Genomic DNA, 16,664 nt, shown 5'->3' on the forward strand with positions numbered 1-16,664 from the left:
CATCCGAGTGACGGTCAGGGGCAGGGGAAAGGGGGAGGGACCGGCTTCGTCCCCGCCGTCGCCGCGCTGATGGACGCAGGGTGACGGGAAGTGGAGCGCGACCGTTGGTCCCGCGCGCCCTTGCGGCGATCGGCCGCTCGCGTTGCCGCTCACCGGCCCATCGCCCATGCCATCGCCGCCCGGGGACGGACGGCGATGCGTCCCCCACGCACAGGTCCTGTCCATCCTCTCCTACGCCACCTTGCAGGCTCCCGGCGTTGCAGCGTGGTTTCGGCAGGCAAGGAGTTGCGTCGAGGCCAGGCGCCTCTAGCCGGATCGGGGCCGCCGGCGTCTGTTTCTCCTCTCGAGAAGCGCCGGCCCCGATCCGCCAAGCTCTGCCAGTCCTCTCCCGTGCCTCTTGCCCGCCAAGTGCCCACGCCGCGCCTTGGGGCCTGCGACGGCGGCTCCGGAGATGATGGACAGGAAAGGCCGAACCCTTGCGCGCGGGTGACCGGGAAGGAACCGGCCCCTGGTCGGGGCCGGGCGTGGTTCGTGCCCCGCGCTGCCGCGCGGCGTTTTCGATGCTCCGGCTCACCAGAGACGATAGGATTTGTGTCAAGAAATCAATCAGATAGACCAGATTTACCGCGCCCTGTAATAAGTAAAGGCCAAGGCGGGAACAGTCCTTGGCAAGTCAACAGGGGCCTTGCCCGAATAGTCTGGAGTATATCATGGCAACTATCGGTTATCTCGCACGCAGCGAACGTGGCGCATTTATCGGCAAGATCGACACGCTCGCCTTCAGCAATGTTGTCGGTCTGCGTCCCTTCCATTCCAGCAAGCCTAACGCACCCACTTTTGAAATGGTCGCGCGCACCGCGTCGCGTTCCTGGGTGGCGATCGGGGGCCTGTGGGAACAGACCATGAAAAGCACCGGCGAGAGCTTCCTTCAGGGGCGGATTGACGAACCGAGCATGGCGCGGCCGATGGACATCGCGCTCTTTCCCAACGAGGAAGGCGGCTTCAACATCGCATGGACCCGCCGCCGCACCCGGCAGGACCTGCCCACCGGGGAGGAGGGCATGGACATGCCGCCCGCCAGCGAAGCGCAGGACGATGGGCTGGGCAGCAGCACCGCAGGCGACGACACGTTCCTTGCCGGCATGACTGGTTCTGACATGACCGGACCCGCAAAGGCGAAGGGCCGCAAGGCCGCCGACGAGAACCCGGCCTGAACCAAGTGGAGCCGGGAAGGGGGCTTCACCCTTTCCGGCTCCATGGCTGAACATCGGTTATGTTCGCCCCGACGCTTACAGAACATCCGGGGCGATGCACAAGGGCAATTCCCATGGCACGCTTTGATACCTTCCGCGACTTCGCCACGCATTATGCAGACCTCACCAGCGCCGAAGCCTTCCCCGCCGCGTTCACCGCCGAAATCGCCAGCGCGCAGCTTTCTATTGTAGAAGAACCGACCAGCGCCGACATGCCCGACGAGCAACAGGCCCGCGCCTGCGTCGAGCAGATGACCGGCGACCTGTTCACGCTCCTTGCCGATACCCGTCTGGCCCCGCTTGCCCCCCGGATCGCATGGGGCATGGTCCATTCGTTCCACAAGGTTGCGCACTATCTGGCGGCGCAGGAGGATGACGCCGCGCGCGAGTTGGGCGAGCTTGCCCGTATCAGCGACCCTTCGGAAATCCACGCCGCGCAGATCGAGGACAGGCAGCGCCTGTGTCAGTCGCTCCATGAAGCCATGGCCGCCATCGAATGCATGCGCGACCATGCCGCCGAGGTCTACCGCGTCGAAACCGGCAGGCCATGGAGCGCGACCGGGGGCAGCCGCACGAGCCGCGCGTTGACCGCCTCGCAGATCGAGGCGAGAGACTTCCTTGCCGCACGCGCGCAGGAGCGGCGCGAAGCCCACGCGCCGAGCGGGCCGCTTGTCGTGGTCTCGGGCGGCAGCAACTGGACCGAGATTGACGCAATCTGGAACCGGCTTGACCTGATCCATGCGCGCGTTCCGGCCATGGTGCTCGCCACCACCGCCCAGCAAAAGGGCGCGGACCTGATCGCGGCGCGCTGGGCAGCGGCGCGGGGCGTGCCCTCGGTGCATTTCCGGCTTGAGCGCCGACACGGCAACCGTGCTGGGTTCAAGCGCAACGAGCAGCTTGTGAACCTACGCCCCGTCGAGGCGATCATCTGCGAGGGCAGCGGCATTCAGGCGAACCTTGCCCAGCGGTGCCGCGCGGCGGGCGTTCCGCTTACCATCTACCGACACAGCGATTTCGCCGGCGACCGCGACGACGACGGAAAGGAGGTGGCCTGATCGCGCGAGGGCCAAAGGGCGGGGGATGGTGCCGGCATCCCCCTTGTCCGGGCAAGGGGCCGCCCTGGGCGCGCGGGTCCCCTCTGGCCCGCCTCGCGGCGGACCAGTCCCGCGCGCCGGCCCGCGCCAGGGGCGGGCCAGGTCCCGGCTCGCTCACGGCGGCACGGGGGCCGCCGGTTACGCCTCGCCGGGCCTGCATCATCAGCGACGCGCCATCCGGATAGCCTTCGCCTCGCTGACGGGCCGGCCCATGCCGGCCACGCCCACGCATCGGCGGGCGCGAGAGAGGCAGGGAAGGGGCCTGCTGCTGGTCGTCCCAGCATGGAGGCGAACCACGATCGCCCTCAAGGATCAGCGGCCCCTCCAATTTTCTGGCGAAAATTGGTTCCTCCGCTGCCCGCTCAGGCGCCGGCTGCGCCGTCCCTGACCGCGGTCGCGCTTCCCCTCCGCGCAAGGTCTTGCCGCTTGGCGGTACAGGGCGACGCGGTGTCGCTTCGTTCATCCAATCATGCTATGGAGATCATTATGGCTACGCAGCACCCGAAAGAGCGTCTCGACCTCGACGAGCAGATCATCCGGATCGAGAAGCTTATCGTCGATGTTCAGAACACGCGACAGACGATGAGGCTGGAGCCTTGGAAACTGATGGCTACCGGAATTACGTCAGGTGCCGCGCTGTTTGCCGCTGCCGCGGCATTTACCAAGCTGCTCATGTAATCCAATCCGGCCGGGGCTTCGCGCTCCGGCCTTTTTCCTTGCGCCGGTCGATCTGCGTGGCCTGGGTTGACGTCTCACCTCAATCCCGACCCCAAACCGAGAATGGCAACGTGTGGTGGATGCCGTTGAAAAAGTCGCTTCTTGGTCGAAGGGTAAGGTTCCGATCGCTGCGGACGAACTGAGATACCTGGCTTCAGGTCATCGCGGCTTGTCTGGCGATGCTGATCTTGGCGAGCTTGCGCAGGTTCTGGACGGCTGCGGCGAGGTGGAATTCGTCCCGGGCACCATTGGGTCCGCGCAATCGCAGCCGGTCGAGCCGCATGATCCGTTTCAGGTGAGCGAACAGCATCTCAACCTTCTTGCGCTCGCGGCGCGAGACGATCCATTCGTCTTCCTGTGACAAGGCCCGCGCCAGATCGCGTGCGCCTTCGTGGATCGAGCGGGTTACCTTGCGAGTTGGCAAGATCGGCGTGCATCGCGGCTTCAGGACGCAACTCGTGCAGTCCTGTTGCCGGGCTCTGTAGCGGATGAAGCCGTCCTGGTCAGCCTCCGGCCGCGGCGAGGTGAAGTTGCGGTTGCGCGGCCTCAGGCGCTTGCCGGCCGGGCAGATATAGCTGTCATCCTCGTGATCGAAGGTGAAGTCGCTGCGTTCGAAAGCGCCATCGCTCCTGGCGGATTTGTCGAACACGGGCACGTGCGGCTCGATGCCGCGCTCGTGCACGAGCCAGGCGAGCATGCCGGCCGAACCATAGCCGGTGTCGCCGATCAGCTTGCGGGGCCATAGGTCATGGCGATCGGCTACCCGCTACCCGCTCGATCATCCGTTTGGCGGCGGTCACCTCGGCCTGGCGCACGGCCGTGCTCGCCTCGACATCCACAATCACCGCGTTTTCGACGTCGATGAGGTAATTGGTGGCGTAGCAGAAATCGGCGCGTCCACCATGCGCTTGGGTATAGCGGGCCGCTGGATCGACTGGCGAGACACGCTTGGGCTCGACCGGAGTTGCGCCACCGAAGATGGCATCGTCGAGAACGGCGAGGTACTCCTCGACGGCGCGCCTTGGCAGATCGGTGGCAAGGCCCTGCGTGCCCTCGACATACGTCTGCCGGTTGGCTTCTGCGCGGATCAGGCTGGCATCGACAGCAAAGCCGTCGCCTCGGACCAACCCTTCGTCAATACAACGCCGCACAGTGGCTTCGAACAGCTGGCGAAACAGGTCGCTCTCGCGGAAACGACCATGGCGGTTCTTTGAAAAGGTCGAGTGATCGGGCACGTCGCCGTCGAGACCCAGGCGGCAGAACCAGCGGTACGCCAAATTGAGGTGCACCTCCTCGCACAGGCGGCGCTCCGACCTGATGCCGAAGCAGTACCCCACGATCAGCATCCGTAGCATCAGCTCGGGGTCGATCGAAGGGCGGCCGATCGCGCTGTAGAACCCTCGCAGGTGCTCGCGCATGCCAGACAGGTCCACGAACCGGTCGATTACCCGCAGCAAATGATCGGCCGGAACGTGCCGATCCAGGCTGAACTCGTAGAACAAGGCCTCCTGCGCCGCCCGGCGCTCGCCCATCATTGCTTGGCATCCTTCAGCATTCTGATGCTGAATCAGACACTCACACCGAGTTCAAGGCCAACTTTTTCAACACTATCGGTGGTTAGCTGCCGTTGAGTTCGCGAGGTGCGAATTTACCTCTCGGCAAATCGCAAGAAGGTCTGCGCCATATGAAGGTACGATGATTATTGGGGAGGCATCACCGGTTGCGATCCGGGCTTTCTGCCTGCCTATAATCGCGGCATGCTCGTCATGGTATTGCTTGGCTGCCGCTGGATGGGGAGGCGGCAATAATCGGTCCAAGCCAGAGTGCTCGTAAGGAAATTGGCCGCAGACCACCTCTACCATCGAAATGATGTTGCCTTGTCTGAAATCCTCCATCTGGAGAATTTCAAGACCGGAAAGCGTCAACGTGTATTCGTCGCCTATCGACTGGCGCAGAAAGACGGTCGCCTTGTTCTCTCCGAGAACAATTCCCGTGAGCAATCCATCGTGGAAGTGTGGTACTTTAGGCGCCATACAGCTTCGTATCGCCAATCACCTAAAGTCCGCAAGTGAGGCGCGAGCTGCCGTTCGAATTCGCCCACGCCGGCAACGTGATCGACTGTCCCGACAGCGACGGCGGAGCCACTGTCAGAGGGATCGCGCCCCTGGAGCCTGCGAGCCAGTCGCGAGTACCGTGATGGCAGCCCTTCATGGCCCCGAGATGCGGACGAGAAGCGCTCAGTCTACCGACAAACCCATCCATCTACCCCAGCGCCGGCGCAAGGCCGACGACATTCCGGCACCATCATTCGCATCCCCGCTCCTGTGCTGGCCCCGTTGCTGTCTGACGCACGTGGGCGGCTCGGCCGACTAATGCGGAACGGACCGGCAAGCCGGCCCTCAAGCAGAAAGCCGGCCACGGTGGGGCCTGCGGTTTCCACTGCGTGGACCCTCCGCTTTTCAGCTTGTCCGCGTCGACCGGCCGCCCCCTCGATGTGCGTCAGCAACGACACCAGCACAGGAGCAGTCCCCATGCAGAACATCGCGGAATTTCGCATCATCGGCCGCCTCGGCAAGATCAGCACGATGGAGAAGGTGACCTACCTCGACATCGCTTCCAACTACGCCCGCAAGGAGGGCGACGGATGGAAGGATGACACCCACTGGAACCGTGTCACGCTCTTCGGCCGCGCCAAGGAACGCGCCGACAAACTCTCGACTGGAGACCTCGTCCACATCACTGGCCGCATCCGCCAGAGCCGCTACGAACGCGACGGCGAAACCCACTACGGCACCGACATCATCGCCGACCGCATGGGTGTCCTTCTCCGCAAGGGTGGCACCACCGAGCAGGACCCGATCGAGGACGATGACATCCCCTTCTGAGGGCGCCGGGAACCGGGGTGGATCGTCCGCCCCGAAGCCGGTCCCTCCAGCCACGGATCGCCACGACGCACCGGTGTCGGCGGGGCCGGCGTAGAGGCGCTGCGCCCCTCATGCCAGAGCGCGACAGTTTACCCTGCATTTTTAGGAATGGGAAATTTGAAGGGTAATTGTTGCATTTTGGCTATTTACCCTGCATTTCCGCGAAATGATAATTTCGCAGGGTAAAGCATGAACTTCCAGCCATTCTCAGACGAGCAGGCGAGGGTGATCGTCAACCTCGAACAGGCCTACCAGGTCTGGATGGAGGCTCTGCGCACTTTGAATGACATGCCCTACAACATGCGCATCAAGGAGGTGTCGGGTCGGGAGTATCTCTACGAAGTGACCGACCGGCGCGGAAGCATGAAGAGCAAGGGGCCAGTCAATCCCGAAAGGCTAGCGGAGTTTGACCAGTACAAGACCGAAAAGGCGCAGCTGAAGGATCGTCTCACCCGGAGCAAAGAAACTCTCAAGGAGCAGGCCAGCCTTTACCGGGCTTTGCGCCTGCCGATGCTGCCGGCGGAAGCCGGCAAGATCCTGCGCGAAGCAGACCGCCTTCGTTTTCTGGGTGAGCAGGCGATGGTCGTCGGCACCAACGCGCTGATCGTCTACGCGCTGGAGGCCAACGGTTTCATTCGGGATGCTCCCGATGAGACCCTCGATTTCGACATGGCTCTGACAGGACTTGAAGCCGACGAGGAGCGGCCAACCTTGTGGAAGGTCCTCAAGGAGGCCGACATGACATATTCGGTCAATACCGAGCGGCCCTTCCAGGCGCGAAATGCAAAAGCCTATGAGGTGGAAATCCTGTCGGCACCGAGCCGCATCGGCGGACAGATTGCGCAGGATCGGCCTCGGCCGATCCCGCTTCCCGAGCAGGAATGGCTTCTGAACGGCCGGCGGGTTGACCGGGTGGTCGGTGTACGCGACGGCGAGGCGGCGCGCATGGTCGCACCAGACCCGCGATGGTTTGCACTACAAAAGCTCTGGATGGCGGCAAAGCCCGAGCGCGCCCCGCAGAAGCAACCCAAGGACCGCAAGCAGGGGATTGCGCTGCTCGACGCCGTATGGGGCGCCATGCGGCACTACCCGCTGGACGAGGCTTTCTACGAAACACTGCCCGATGCCTTGAAGCCGCATTTCGAGCTTTGGGAAGCGAACAAGCCGCAACGCGGTTGAGCGGGAAACCATGAGCGACGCCATGATCATCCCAATAGACGCCACCGGCGAGTTCCGGCTTCCGGATGAAGTCATGGCCCGGCGCGGTTGGCGAGCTGGATCGCGTCTCGTTGTCGAATTGGTTCCTGGCGGATTGCTACTGAAGAGCGCTCCGCCCGATGGAGATCGGGAAGACCGAAGCACCGAGTGCGGATAGGCCCGGTAGAAGCCAGGCGACATCCCTGACTTGGAGAGATAGCTCAGATTGAGAATCAAAATTATGTTAAGCGCTGCTATAATAAGCATGGCAATCAATCCGAAACCCACGCCCATGTCCAGTCGATCGAGCGCGTGAATCTGTGACCGGACCTTGATTCAGAAAACCCATTGGACCCGGTGCTGATGCCGGCAGACACTCCCGATATGCCGGACGCCAGCATCATTACCATCGGTGAACCCATCTGCCTTCAGGCGACCGATCCCGCGCGCAATATCGCACGGCGGTACACGATCCTCGTCCAGCGCGATTTCTTCGGCGCGATCACCGTCGATTACAGTTGGGGCCGGATCGGCTCCATGGGGCAATGTCGTCGGGTCGCCTTCACCGATACCGGCCAGGCCGAAGAGTTCGCGCGCAAGCTGCTGGTTCGGCGCGATAGCGCGAGAAAACGCATTGGCGTCCCCTATCGGACCTGTTGAAGGCGGCGCTTTATACCCGCGCTTTGCCGCAACCTCGACAGATCCGGGATGGCGTCGTCCACGCCAGCATACCCAATGCGGCTACCACGTATCGTGAAAATGTCGCATTTTTACAATCACTCAACGGCAAGAATGGACCAATCTCTGCATTGTAAAAAAGCGTTGCTGATGGAAATCTGGCGATGCTGACATACGGGGGTGAATATGCGAAGAGTCTCACGGCCTGGCGTTGATCCTGCTGCCGTTGCGCGCGGTGCAGGCGACAGACCCGATCACCTAAGACCTACGTGCGCGAGGCCGGCTGATCAAAGTGGTCCATACGGGCACGGTCAACAACAATGTCCAGACAACCTACTCGCATGACGCGGCCGACAATCGAACGAACGTCAAGACTGATCTGATCCCGGAAAACTGGATCGCTTTGAGTTAGAGCGCGGGCTCGTCAGCGGGAGGGATTTCATGAAGCGGATGTGGTCGCGATTTGGTGCGTCTGTAGGTCTTTGCTCGATTGCGGCCGCAGCTCTGGCAAACGATACCGTGGTCTATACGTACGATGCGCTGGGGCGCCTGACGGCGAGTAGCGTGTCAGGAGGTCCCAACAACGGGCTACAGACCTCAACCGGCTTTGATCCCGCAGGAAATCGGTCGAGTTACGCAGTCGCCGGTGCGCCGGCCGCAATTCTTTCGGTCGCCGATGCCAGCCTCACAGAAGGCGGGATTGCTGTTGTAACAGTGACGCGGACCGGTTCCTTGGCGGGCGCCATTACCGTAAGCTACGCGACGTCGAACGGCTCGGCGGCGGCACCTGCCGACTACGCCGCGACAACCGGAGTGCTGACCTTTGCTCCCGGGGAAGCGTCCAAGACCATTTCCATCACAACGGTTGATGACAGCATCTATAAAGGCACCAGGACCTTCAACGTCACGCTGTCCAACCCGTCCTCGGGGGCGAGTCTCGTACGAGCGACCGGTGTCGTCAGCTGTTGATTTCCGCTGAGAGTTGACCCGGGAGGGGCATAAATTTCCACTGAGAATTGACCCATGTTTTGATCGTTCCCCTGGCTGATTTGTCGGGGGATCCAGGAGTGATCGACATGGCGTTATTGAGCGTAATCCGGCGCTGGCATTTCCGGCAGCACATTCCGATCCGTGAGATTGAACGGCGCACGGGATTGTCGCGCAACACGATCCGCAAGTACCTGCGGGCGGATACGGTGGAGCCGAAGTTCAAGGTCCCCGAGAGGCCGAGCAAGCTGGACCCGTTTGCCGAGAAGCTCTCGGCCTGGTTGAGGATCGAGGCTGGCAAGTCGCGCAAGCAGCGGCGCACAGCCAAGCAGATGTACGCCGATCTTGTGGTGTTGGGATATGACGGTTCCTACAACCGCGTCGCGGCCTTCGCGCGGGCCTGGAAGGCCGACCGCCAGCGGGACGCCCAGACCAGCGGGCGTGGTACATTCGTGCCGCTGATCTTCCAGCCTGGCGAGGCGTTCCAGTTCGACTGGAGCGAGGACTGGGCCCTGATCGCCGGCAAGCAGACCAAGCTGCAGGCGGCTCACACCAAACTGTCGCACAGCAAAGCGTTCATCGTCAGAGCCTATCCGCTTCAGACCCACGAGATGCTGTTCGACGCCATGACCCAGGCCTTCCGGGTGCTGGGCGGTGTGCCGCAGCGCGGGATCTTCGACAACATGAAGACCGCGGTCGACAAGATCGGCACCGGCAAGGCCCGGCAGGTCAACGCCCGCTTTGCGGCGATGGCCAGCCTGTAGCGCGACAAACTGTATGAGGATTGCGCGTCAATCAGGATGAGAATGTGATTGTCACGGCGCGTCGATCAGTGGCTGTTTTGATTGTCGCTGGCAAGTTCGTCGTTCTCATCCTGATTGACGCGGATGGTCTCGAGGATCTTTGGCGTGGTGTAGGCGGCCGGGCGGCCGGCACCGGTGCGCCTGGCCTGTGCGGTGCGCCGCCGGTAACTTTCGACGTTCATCTCGAAGATGGTGGCGTGGTGCACGAGCCTGTCGACAGCGGCGAGTGTCATGGCGGGATCGGGGAAGACCCTGTTCCATTCGCCGAAGGGCTGGTTGGCGGTGATCAGCAACGACCGTCGTTCGTAGCGTGCGCTGATCAACTCGAAGAGCACCGACGTCTCGGCCTGATCGCGCGAGATGTAGGCAAAGTCGTCGAGAACGAGCAGGTGGTATTTGTCGAGCTTGGCCATGGCGGATTCGAGTGCAAGTTCGCGTCGGGCGACCTGCAGGCGTTGCACGAGGTCGGAGGTTCGAGAAAACAGAACCCTCCAGCCCCGTTCCACCAGCGCAAGGCCGATTGCCGCGGCCAGATGGGATTTGCCGCCGCCCGGCGGACCGAACAGGATGAGGTTGGCCCCTTGTTCGAGCCAGCCATCGCCGGCGCACAGGGCCATGACCTGGGCCTTGGAGATCATCGGCACGGCATCGAAGGCGAAGCAGTCCAGGGTCTTGCCTGCAGGCAGATGGGCCTCTGCCAGGTGACGCTCGATCCGGCGGCGATCTCGTTCGGCGAGTTCGTGTTCGGCGAGCGCGGCGAGGAACCTGCTCGCGGGCCACCCCTCCTTGTCAGCCTGGGCGGCGAAGTCCCCCCAGATGTGCTTGATGGTGGGCAGGCGCAGCTCGTTGAGCATGAGGCTGAGGCGCTGTGCATCGATCATGGGAACTGCACTCATGCGGCTTCTCCCTGTTCGATAAGTCCGTCGTAGATCGAGAGCGGCACCAGTTCGACCACGACTTCGGGCAGATCGGCGGGGTCCGGACAGAACCGGGCCCGCAAGGTTGTCAGGCACGGCGTTCGGCGCGCGGTCAGATCATCGGTCAGGATCCCGGCGAGTTCGGCCTCGCAGGCACGTTCGTGGGCCATGGCCAGAAGTTCGACGGTGGTGCGGCAGGCTTCCCGCTCGCCCTGAACTTCCAGCAGGTGGTCGAACATCAGGCGATAGGCATCTCGCGGGAACAGGCTGTCGCGATAAACCAGCCCCAGCAGCGCCATGGGCTTGCGGCGCAGGGAATGGATCACGTGGCGGTAATCAACGACGTGGCCGTGCTTCCCGTTCATGCCGGCGCGGCCGCGCGGCAGGGTCATGAGCCTCGTGCCCCCGATGAAGACGTCGAGGCGGTCATCATACAGGCGGACCCGCAAACGGTGCCCGATTAGGCGGGATGGGACCGTGTAGAACACCTTGCGCAGCGTGAAGCCGCCCGAGGATGTGACCGTCACGAGGATCTCCTCGTAATCGGTGGTGCGCACGTCCGGCAGCGACTGCAGGAACTTGCGTTCGGCATCGATCCCGGGGCTGTGCCGCCGGTTGCGCGCATTTACGACCTCGTCGATGAAGCGGCGATAGTCGGCAAGGTCAGCGAAGTCGCCGCTACCTCGCAGCAGCAGCGCATCCTTCACGGCAGCCTTGATATGACCATGGGCACTCTCGATCGCGCCGTTCTCGTGAGCAACGCCCCGGTTGTTCCTCGTGGGCTCCATTCCATAATGGGCACAGAGCGCGTCATAGCGCCTGGTCAGGTCGATCCTGGCATCGGCCTCCAGATTGCGGAAGGCGGCCGAGAGGCTGTCGGTACGATGAAGCTTCGGCGCACCGCCTGCGGACCAGAGTGCGTTCTGCAGCCCTTCGGCCAAGGCAACGAAACTCTCGCCGCCCAGGATGACGTGCCCATGCTCGAAACCGCCGCGCGGCAACCGGAAGTGATAGAGCAGGTGATCCAGTGGTTGTCCGGCGATCGAGACAGCCAGATCGTCCATGCACGTAAAATCGGACAGGCCGAGCCGCCCGGCCTCGTGCACCTGCCGGAAGATGACTTCGCGATCTTGCCCGTTCATCGCGCGCCAGTCGCGAATGCGCCTCTCCAGGGTTCGCCGGGAGCCGAACACCGTCTCGGGGTATCGGCGCCGCAGTTCCTCGAAGATCGCGATAGGCCGCAGGCCCGGAGCAGCCTCCAGCATCGGCACGACCACCTCATCGAAGATACCGGCAAGGGGGTCAGGCCGGCGCCGGCTGCGTGGCGTTTGCCGCTGTGATGGCAACCGGGCGTCCTGAAGAACCCGATAGCCCGTCGCCGGGCTGAATCCAGCCTTAGCCGCCGCCAGAGCGACGGGGTCATTACGTCTGTTGGTCATGAAAAGTCTCACCTGATGATCGTTGATGTGTCGACCGGCCACACGTCAGGTCCTCCTTCTCGGAAAACCTCATGCATAGCGGCCACCACGACCATCACAGGCACCCCGCAAAGAGCGCCTCCGGTGTGTCGGGACCGGCTACGGGCTACGCCCTCCGCCGATCCCGACACACCGGATTCCCATCTTGATTGTCGCGCTTTCTCAACCTGATCGTCGCGCAACAGGCCAGCCACTATCTGTTCGAGCCCGAGTTCTGCAACCCAGCTTCGGGTTGGGAGAAGGGGCAGGTCGAGAAGAACGTTCAGGATGCGCGGCGGCGAATGTGGCAGGTGATGCCCGGCTTCCCGGATATCGATGCGCTCAACGCCTGGCTCGAAGAACAATGCATCGCACAATGGGGGCAGATCCAGCATGGAGTCCTGCCCGGCACTGTCGCCGATGTGCACGCCGCCGAGGTCGCCAGCCTGATGCCGCTGGGCCGTCCCTTCGACGGCTTCGTCGAGCACACCAAGCGGGTATCGCCCACCTGCCTGATATCTTTCGAGCGCAACCGGTATAGCGTTCCGGCATCCTTCGCCAACCGGCCGGTGAGCCTGCGGGTTTATCCCGATCGGATCGTCATTGCCGCCGAAGGGCAGATCCTGTGCGAGCATGGGCGGGTTATCGAGCGATCCCATGATCAGCCAGGACGGACGATCTATGACTGGCGGCACTATCTGGCGGTGGTCCAGCGCAAGCCCGGCGCTTTGCGCAACGGGGCGCCCTTCACCGAGATGCCGTCAGCGTTCCGGCAACTGCAAGGTGCGCTTCTGCGGCGCTCCGGCGGCGACAGGGAGATGGTGGAGATCCTCTCGCTGGTCCTGCATCATGACGAGCAGGCCGTGCTCTGTGCGGTGGAACTGGCGCTCGAGGCCGGGGTCCCCACCAAGACCCACATTCTCAATATCCTGCACCGCCTGATCGACGGTAAGGATGGCACTCCGCCCAGGATCGATGCCCCCCAGGCGCTGGTCCTGAGGCGTGAACCCAAGGCCAACGTCGCCCGCTATGATACCCTGCGGGACAAGGATCTGCGCGCATGTTGAGATCTGGGCGTCATGATCCCGCCAGCGCCGCCGTCGTGGTCATGCTGCGCGGCCTCAAGATGTATGGCATGGCCCAAGCGGTCAGCGATCTCATCGAACAGGGCGCGCCGGCGTTCGATGCGGCAGTTCCCATCATCTCCCAGTTGCTCAAGGCCGAGGTCGCCGAACGCGAGGTCAGGTCCATCGCCTACCAGATCAAGGCGGCCAGGTTCCCCGCCTACAAGGATCTGGCCGGCTTCGACTTTGCCTCCAGCGAAGTGAACGAAGCTATGGTCCGCCAGCTCCATCGCGGCGACTTCATCGACGGCGCCCATAATGTAGTGCTGATCGGTGGCCCGGGAACCGGAAAGACGCACGTTGCCACCGCCCTCGGCGTTCAGGCCGTCGAGCATCACCGCAAGAAGGTCCGGTTCTTCGCCACGGTCGACCTGGTCAATGCGCTTGAACAGGAAAAGGCCATGAACAAGGCGGGCCAGCTTGCGGACCGGCTGCTGCGCCTCGATCTCCTCATCCTTGACGAGCTTGGCTATCTGCCGTTCAGCCCGTCAGGCGGTGCACTCCTCTTCCACCTGCTCAGCAAACTCTACGAGCGCACCAGCGTCATCATCACCACTAACCTGAGCTTCAGCGAGTGGGCCGGCGTGTTCGGCGACGCCAAGATGACTACTGCGCTACTCGACCGGCTCACGCATCACTGCCACATCCTCGAGACCGGAAACGACAGCTTCCGGTTCCGCGCCAGCTCGGCAGCACCCAAATCCAGAAAGGAAAAATCACCCGCTTGACCCACCGCCCGTATCGCGGGACATATTACCCACCCGGGTCACTTCTCGATGGAAATCCCGGGTCAACTCTCAGCGGAAATCAACATGATGCGCCCATTCTCACCACTGCCGTAGACAGCAAAGCCCGCGCTATCGGGACCGCGGCCGGTCATGACCACGAGCATTTCAGCAAGCAGTTCCCCGAAACGGGGCTCAAGCGTGCTGTTCTTCAAAAACAACCCAACAATTCCACACATGGTCGATTCCCTCGTCAGAGAAGGAAGTCGTACTGGAGTATGGAAAATTGGTCAACTCACAGGAAACAAATTTGCCTGTAAGGAAATCAACTCTTCGGATATATGATTATCGACAAATACTTGGATGTCTCCGATAGCATCCGTTCCGGGCCATGCAGGGTCCCGCTGTCGAACAGCAGCGAATCTCCCGGCTGCATAGGGTAGCTCGCGTTGCCGTGGCGGTAGGTCAGTTCGCCTTCGAGCATGTAGATGAACTCGACGCCGCTATGCGCGAAGCCGGTGTAAGGGGCCGCATCTTCGCGAAGGGTGATAAGGTACGGCTCGACGTTGACATCGCCGCGCAACATATGGCCGAGCAGTTGATAGATATGGCCCACCTTGGTGCCGCGGCGCTCTATCGTAACGCCGGCGTTCGCCTTCACGTGCGAGCAGTCCTGCCGGTCTTCGAACGACGCGAAGAGAAGAGACAGGGGAACCTGCAATACGCCTGAGATCGCCTGGAGTGTGCCAAGCGAAGCGGAAATGCCCCCATTCTCGATTTTCGAGAGCATGCCGGTGGATATGCCCGCTGCCGAGGCAAGATCGGCGATAGAGAGATCGAGATCGCGCCGGACGGCACGAATTTGGGTGCCCAGTGCTTTTTCCAGACTGCGATCGGGCTTGCCGGGTGCGGCCGAGCCCGTCAAGGTATCCTGATCTTCGGTATTGACGGTAGCAGTAATGCCGACTCTCCGTTAAAAACCTGTTCGGGCACTGTTTCATAAAGAGGATGTTGCCCGATGTCATCATATCGATCAGGCAACTGCCGCCTCGCGCACCGCGCCGGGCAGCCCGCGTCGGCGCCTCGCCGCCCGCAGGGTATTGCTCAGCAGGCAGGCAATCGTCATTGGCCCAACCCCACCGGGGACGGGCGTTACAGCGGCGGCGTGATCCATTTCCTCGCGCACGGCATCGCCGATGATCACCTTCCTGCCGTCGCGCTCGACGCGGTTGATGCCAACGTCGATGACCACAGCCCCCGGCTTAACCCAATCTCCGCGCACAAGGCCCGGACTGCCTGCGGCGACAACAACGATGTCGGCGCTGCGCACGGTGTCCGGCAGGTTGCGGGTGGCTATGTGAGTGACGGTGACGGTGCACTCGCGTTCAAGCAGCAGCATGGCGACCGGCTTGCCGACTATGTTGGACTTGCCGATCACGACTGCCTTCAGGCCCCGGTAGTGGTCGATCGCGGTGTCGAGCAGGATCATGCAACCCAGCGGTGTGCAGGGGATCAGTCCTCCGGTGCCGGTGGAAAGACGCCCGACATTGACCGGATGGAAGCCGTCGACATCCTTCAGCGGATCAATCGCGTCCAGCACCAGGTCTGAATCGATGTGTTGCGGCAAGGGAAGCTGCACGAGGATGCCGTCGACCGCATCGTCGTCATTGAGCGCGGCCACGAAGCCAAGAAGTTCCTCCTGGCTCGTGGAGGCGGGAAGGCGGTGCTCGAACGACCGCATTCCCGCTTCCAGCGTCTGCGTCACCTTGGAGCGGACATAGACCTGACTGGCAGGGTCGTCGCCGACGAGCACCACCGCCAGTCCCGGCACGATCCCTTCCGCGGCCAGACTGACGACTTCTTCCGCGACCCGGCCACGAAGCTTCGCGGCGATCGCCCGTCCGTCTATGATGGCTGCCATCGGGTCAGTCGCGAAACACGACCGTTTTCGCGCCATTGGCGAGCGCGCGGCCGTCGAGATGGAAAGCTACCGCCCGCGCCAGCACCCGGCGCTCGATGTCGCGGCCCTTGCGCACGAGATCGTCGGGCGTGTCGTGGTGCGAGATGCGCTCCACGTCCTGCTCGATGATCGGTCCTTCGTCGAGGTCGGCGGTGACGTAGTGCGCGGTTGCGCCGATCAGCTTGACACCGCGCGCATGCGCCTGGTGATAGGGCTTGGCACCCTTGAAGCCTGGCAGAAACGAATGGTGGATGTTGATGCACCGGCCCGAGAGAAACGCGGCAAGGTCATCCGACAGGATCTGCATGTAGCGCGCCAGCACGATCAGTTCCGCGCCCGTCTCATCGACAATCGCCTTGATCCGGGCTTCCTGCTGCGGCTTCGTTTCCTTGGTGATCGGCAGGTGGTGGAACGGAATGCCACCGAAATCGACACCTTGATAGGTGCCGAGGGGATGGTTGGAGATGATGCCCACGACGTCCATCGGCAGTTCGCCGATGCGGTTGCGGTAAAGCAGATCAACCAGGCAGTGATCGAACTTGGATACCAGGATCAGCACCTTGCGCAGTTCATCCTTGGGACGCAGCGTCCAGTCGAGCGCGAGCTCTTCTGCCAGCGGCGCGATGCCGGCACGCAGATCATCGGCAGCGGCCTCATCCGGCAGGCTGAGCACGATGCGGCCGAAGAAGCGGCCGGTTTCGGCGTCATCGTACTGGTGCGCTTCCTTGATGTCGCCGCCATGGCGATACATCACGTCGGTAACGCGCGTGACGATCCCTGGCCGGTTGGCGCAGGACAGGGTCAGGAGATAGGGTTTGGTCATCGTGT

The 16,664-nt window shown here is 62.7% G+C and carries 14 protein-coding genes and 4 pseudogenes; 11 read left to right on the forward strand and 7 right to left on the reverse strand.

The window, feature by feature from the left end; translation table 11 throughout:
* Positions 1–665: 665 nt before the first annotated feature.
* From FA702_RS22165 to FA702_RS22175, 3 genes are all read left to right on the forward strand, one after another.
* Complete coding sequence (locus FA702_RS22165; RefSeq protein ID WP_136958206.1) at positions 666–1,214, forward strand: DUF736 family protein; 549 nt, start codon at positions 666–668, stop codon at positions 1,212–1,214.
* A 113-nt stretch (positions 1,215–1,327) separates the two neighbouring features.
* Positions 1,328–2,308: a DUF2493 domain-containing protein gene (locus tag FA702_RS22170; RefSeq protein ID WP_136958207.1), complete on the forward strand. Its 981-nt coding sequence runs from the start codon at positions 1,328–1,330 to the stop codon at positions 2,306–2,308.
* Between the two features lie 525 nt (positions 2,309–2,833).
* Positions 2,834–3,025 (forward strand): hypothetical protein, encoded by a 192-nt coding sequence (locus tag FA702_RS22175; protein ID WP_136958208.1) that lies wholly within the window; start codon positions 2,834–2,836, stop codon positions 3,023–3,025.
* Between the two features lie 193 nt (positions 3,026–3,218).
* Here the strand turns inward: FA702_RS22175 and FA702_RS22180 are convergent.
* Positions 3,219–4,599: pseudogene (locus FA702_RS22180) on the reverse strand (IS1182 family transposase).
* A 303-nt stretch (positions 4,600–4,902) separates the two neighbouring features.
* On the opposite strand from FA702_RS22180, the gene FA702_RS22185 reads away from it, so the two are divergent.
* From FA702_RS22185 to istA (FA702_RS22210), 6 genes and pseudogenes are all read left to right on the forward strand, one after another.
* Complete coding sequence (locus FA702_RS22185) at positions 4,903–5,136, forward strand: hypothetical protein (protein ID WP_136958209.1); 234 nt, start codon at positions 4,903–4,905, stop codon at positions 5,134–5,136.
* A gap of 459 nt (positions 5,137–5,595) precedes the next feature.
* Positions 5,596–5,949 carry a single-stranded DNA-binding protein gene (locus FA702_RS22190; protein WP_136958210.1) on the forward strand — a complete coding sequence of 118 codons (354 nt, stop codon included), beginning with the start codon at positions 5,596–5,598 and terminating at the stop codon, positions 5,947–5,949.
* Between the two features lie 228 nt (positions 5,950–6,177).
* On the forward strand, positions 6,178–7,167 hold the full coding sequence (locus FA702_RS22195; RefSeq protein ID WP_136958211.1) for a GSU2403 family nucleotidyltransferase fold protein: 990 nt from the start codon (positions 6,178–6,180) through the stop codon (positions 7,165–7,167).
* 375 nt (positions 7,168–7,542) lie between these two features.
* Positions 7,543–7,845 carry a WGR domain-containing protein gene (locus tag FA702_RS22200; protein WP_255504940.1) on the forward strand — a complete coding sequence of 101 codons (303 nt, stop codon included), beginning with the start codon at positions 7,543–7,545 and terminating at the stop codon, positions 7,843–7,845.
* Between the two features lie 459 nt (positions 7,846–8,304).
* Complete coding sequence (locus FA702_RS22205; RefSeq protein ID WP_136958212.1) at positions 8,305–8,832, forward strand: Calx-beta domain-containing protein; 528 nt, start codon at positions 8,305–8,307, stop codon at positions 8,830–8,832.
* A 107-nt stretch (positions 8,833–8,939) separates the two neighbouring features.
* Positions 8,940–9,608 (forward strand): annotated as a pseudogene (gene istA, locus FA702_RS22210) (IS21 family transposase); the annotation flags it as partial.
* 71 nt (positions 9,609–9,679) lie between these two features.
* Here istA (FA702_RS22210) and istB (FA702_RS22215) read toward each other — a convergent pair.
* Both istB (FA702_RS22215) and istA (FA702_RS22220) read right to left on the reverse strand, forming a co-directional pair.
* Positions 9,680–10,534, reverse strand: coding sequence for an IS21-like element helper ATPase IstB (istB, locus tag FA702_RS22215; protein ID WP_370385548.1), 855 nt, complete (start codon positions 10,532–10,534; stop codon positions 9,680–9,682).
* Between the two features lie 11 nt (positions 10,535–10,545).
* On the reverse strand, positions 10,546–12,009 hold the full coding sequence (gene istA, locus FA702_RS22220) for an IS21 family transposase (protein ID WP_255504932.1): 1,464 nt from the start codon (positions 12,007–12,009) through the stop codon (positions 10,546–10,548).
* Between the two features lie 215 nt (positions 12,010–12,224).
* Between istA (FA702_RS22220) and FA702_RS22225 the strand changes: the two are divergent.
* Positions 12,225–13,094: pseudogene (locus FA702_RS22225) on the forward strand (IS21 family transposase); the annotation flags it as partial.
* Positions 13,088–13,879, forward strand: coding sequence for an IS21-like element helper ATPase IstB (gene istB, locus FA702_RS22230; RefSeq protein ID WP_136958215.1), 792 nt, complete (start codon positions 13,088–13,090; stop codon positions 13,877–13,879). The pseudogene FA702_RS22225 and the gene istB (FA702_RS22230), both read left to right, overlap by 7 nt.
* Positions 13,880–13,968: 89 nt before the next feature.
* On the opposite strand, the pseudogene FA702_RS22235 reads toward istB (FA702_RS22230), so the two are convergent.
* The 4 genes and pseudogenes from FA702_RS22235 to purU all read right to left on the reverse strand — a co-directional run.
* Positions 13,969–14,115: pseudogene (locus tag FA702_RS22235) on the reverse strand (glutamine amidotransferase); the annotation flags it as partial.
* Between the two features lie 86 nt (positions 14,116–14,201).
* Positions 14,202–14,801, reverse strand: coding sequence for an XRE family transcriptional regulator (locus tag FA702_RS22240; protein WP_017181649.1), 600 nt, complete (start codon positions 14,799–14,801; stop codon positions 14,202–14,204).
* 108 nt (positions 14,802–14,909) lie between these two features.
* On the reverse strand, positions 14,910–15,833 hold the full coding sequence (locus tag FA702_RS22245) for a bifunctional 5,10-methylenetetrahydrofolate dehydrogenase/5,10-methenyltetrahydrofolate cyclohydrolase (RefSeq protein WP_370385549.1): 924 nt from the start codon (positions 15,831–15,833) through the stop codon (positions 14,910–14,912).
* Positions 15,802–16,659, reverse strand: a complete 858-nt coding sequence (gene purU / locus FA702_RS22250; protein WP_017181647.1) for a formyltetrahydrofolate deformylase — start codon at positions 16,657–16,659, stop codon at positions 15,802–15,804. Before purU ends, FA702_RS22245 begins: the two co-directional genes overlap by 32 nt.
* Positions 16,660–16,664: the final 5 nt, after the last annotated feature.

This window comes from Novosphingobium sp. EMRT-2 (assembly GCF_005145025.1).
Taxonomy (GTDB): domain Bacteria; phylum Pseudomonadota; class Alphaproteobacteria; order Sphingomonadales; family Sphingomonadaceae; genus Novosphingobium.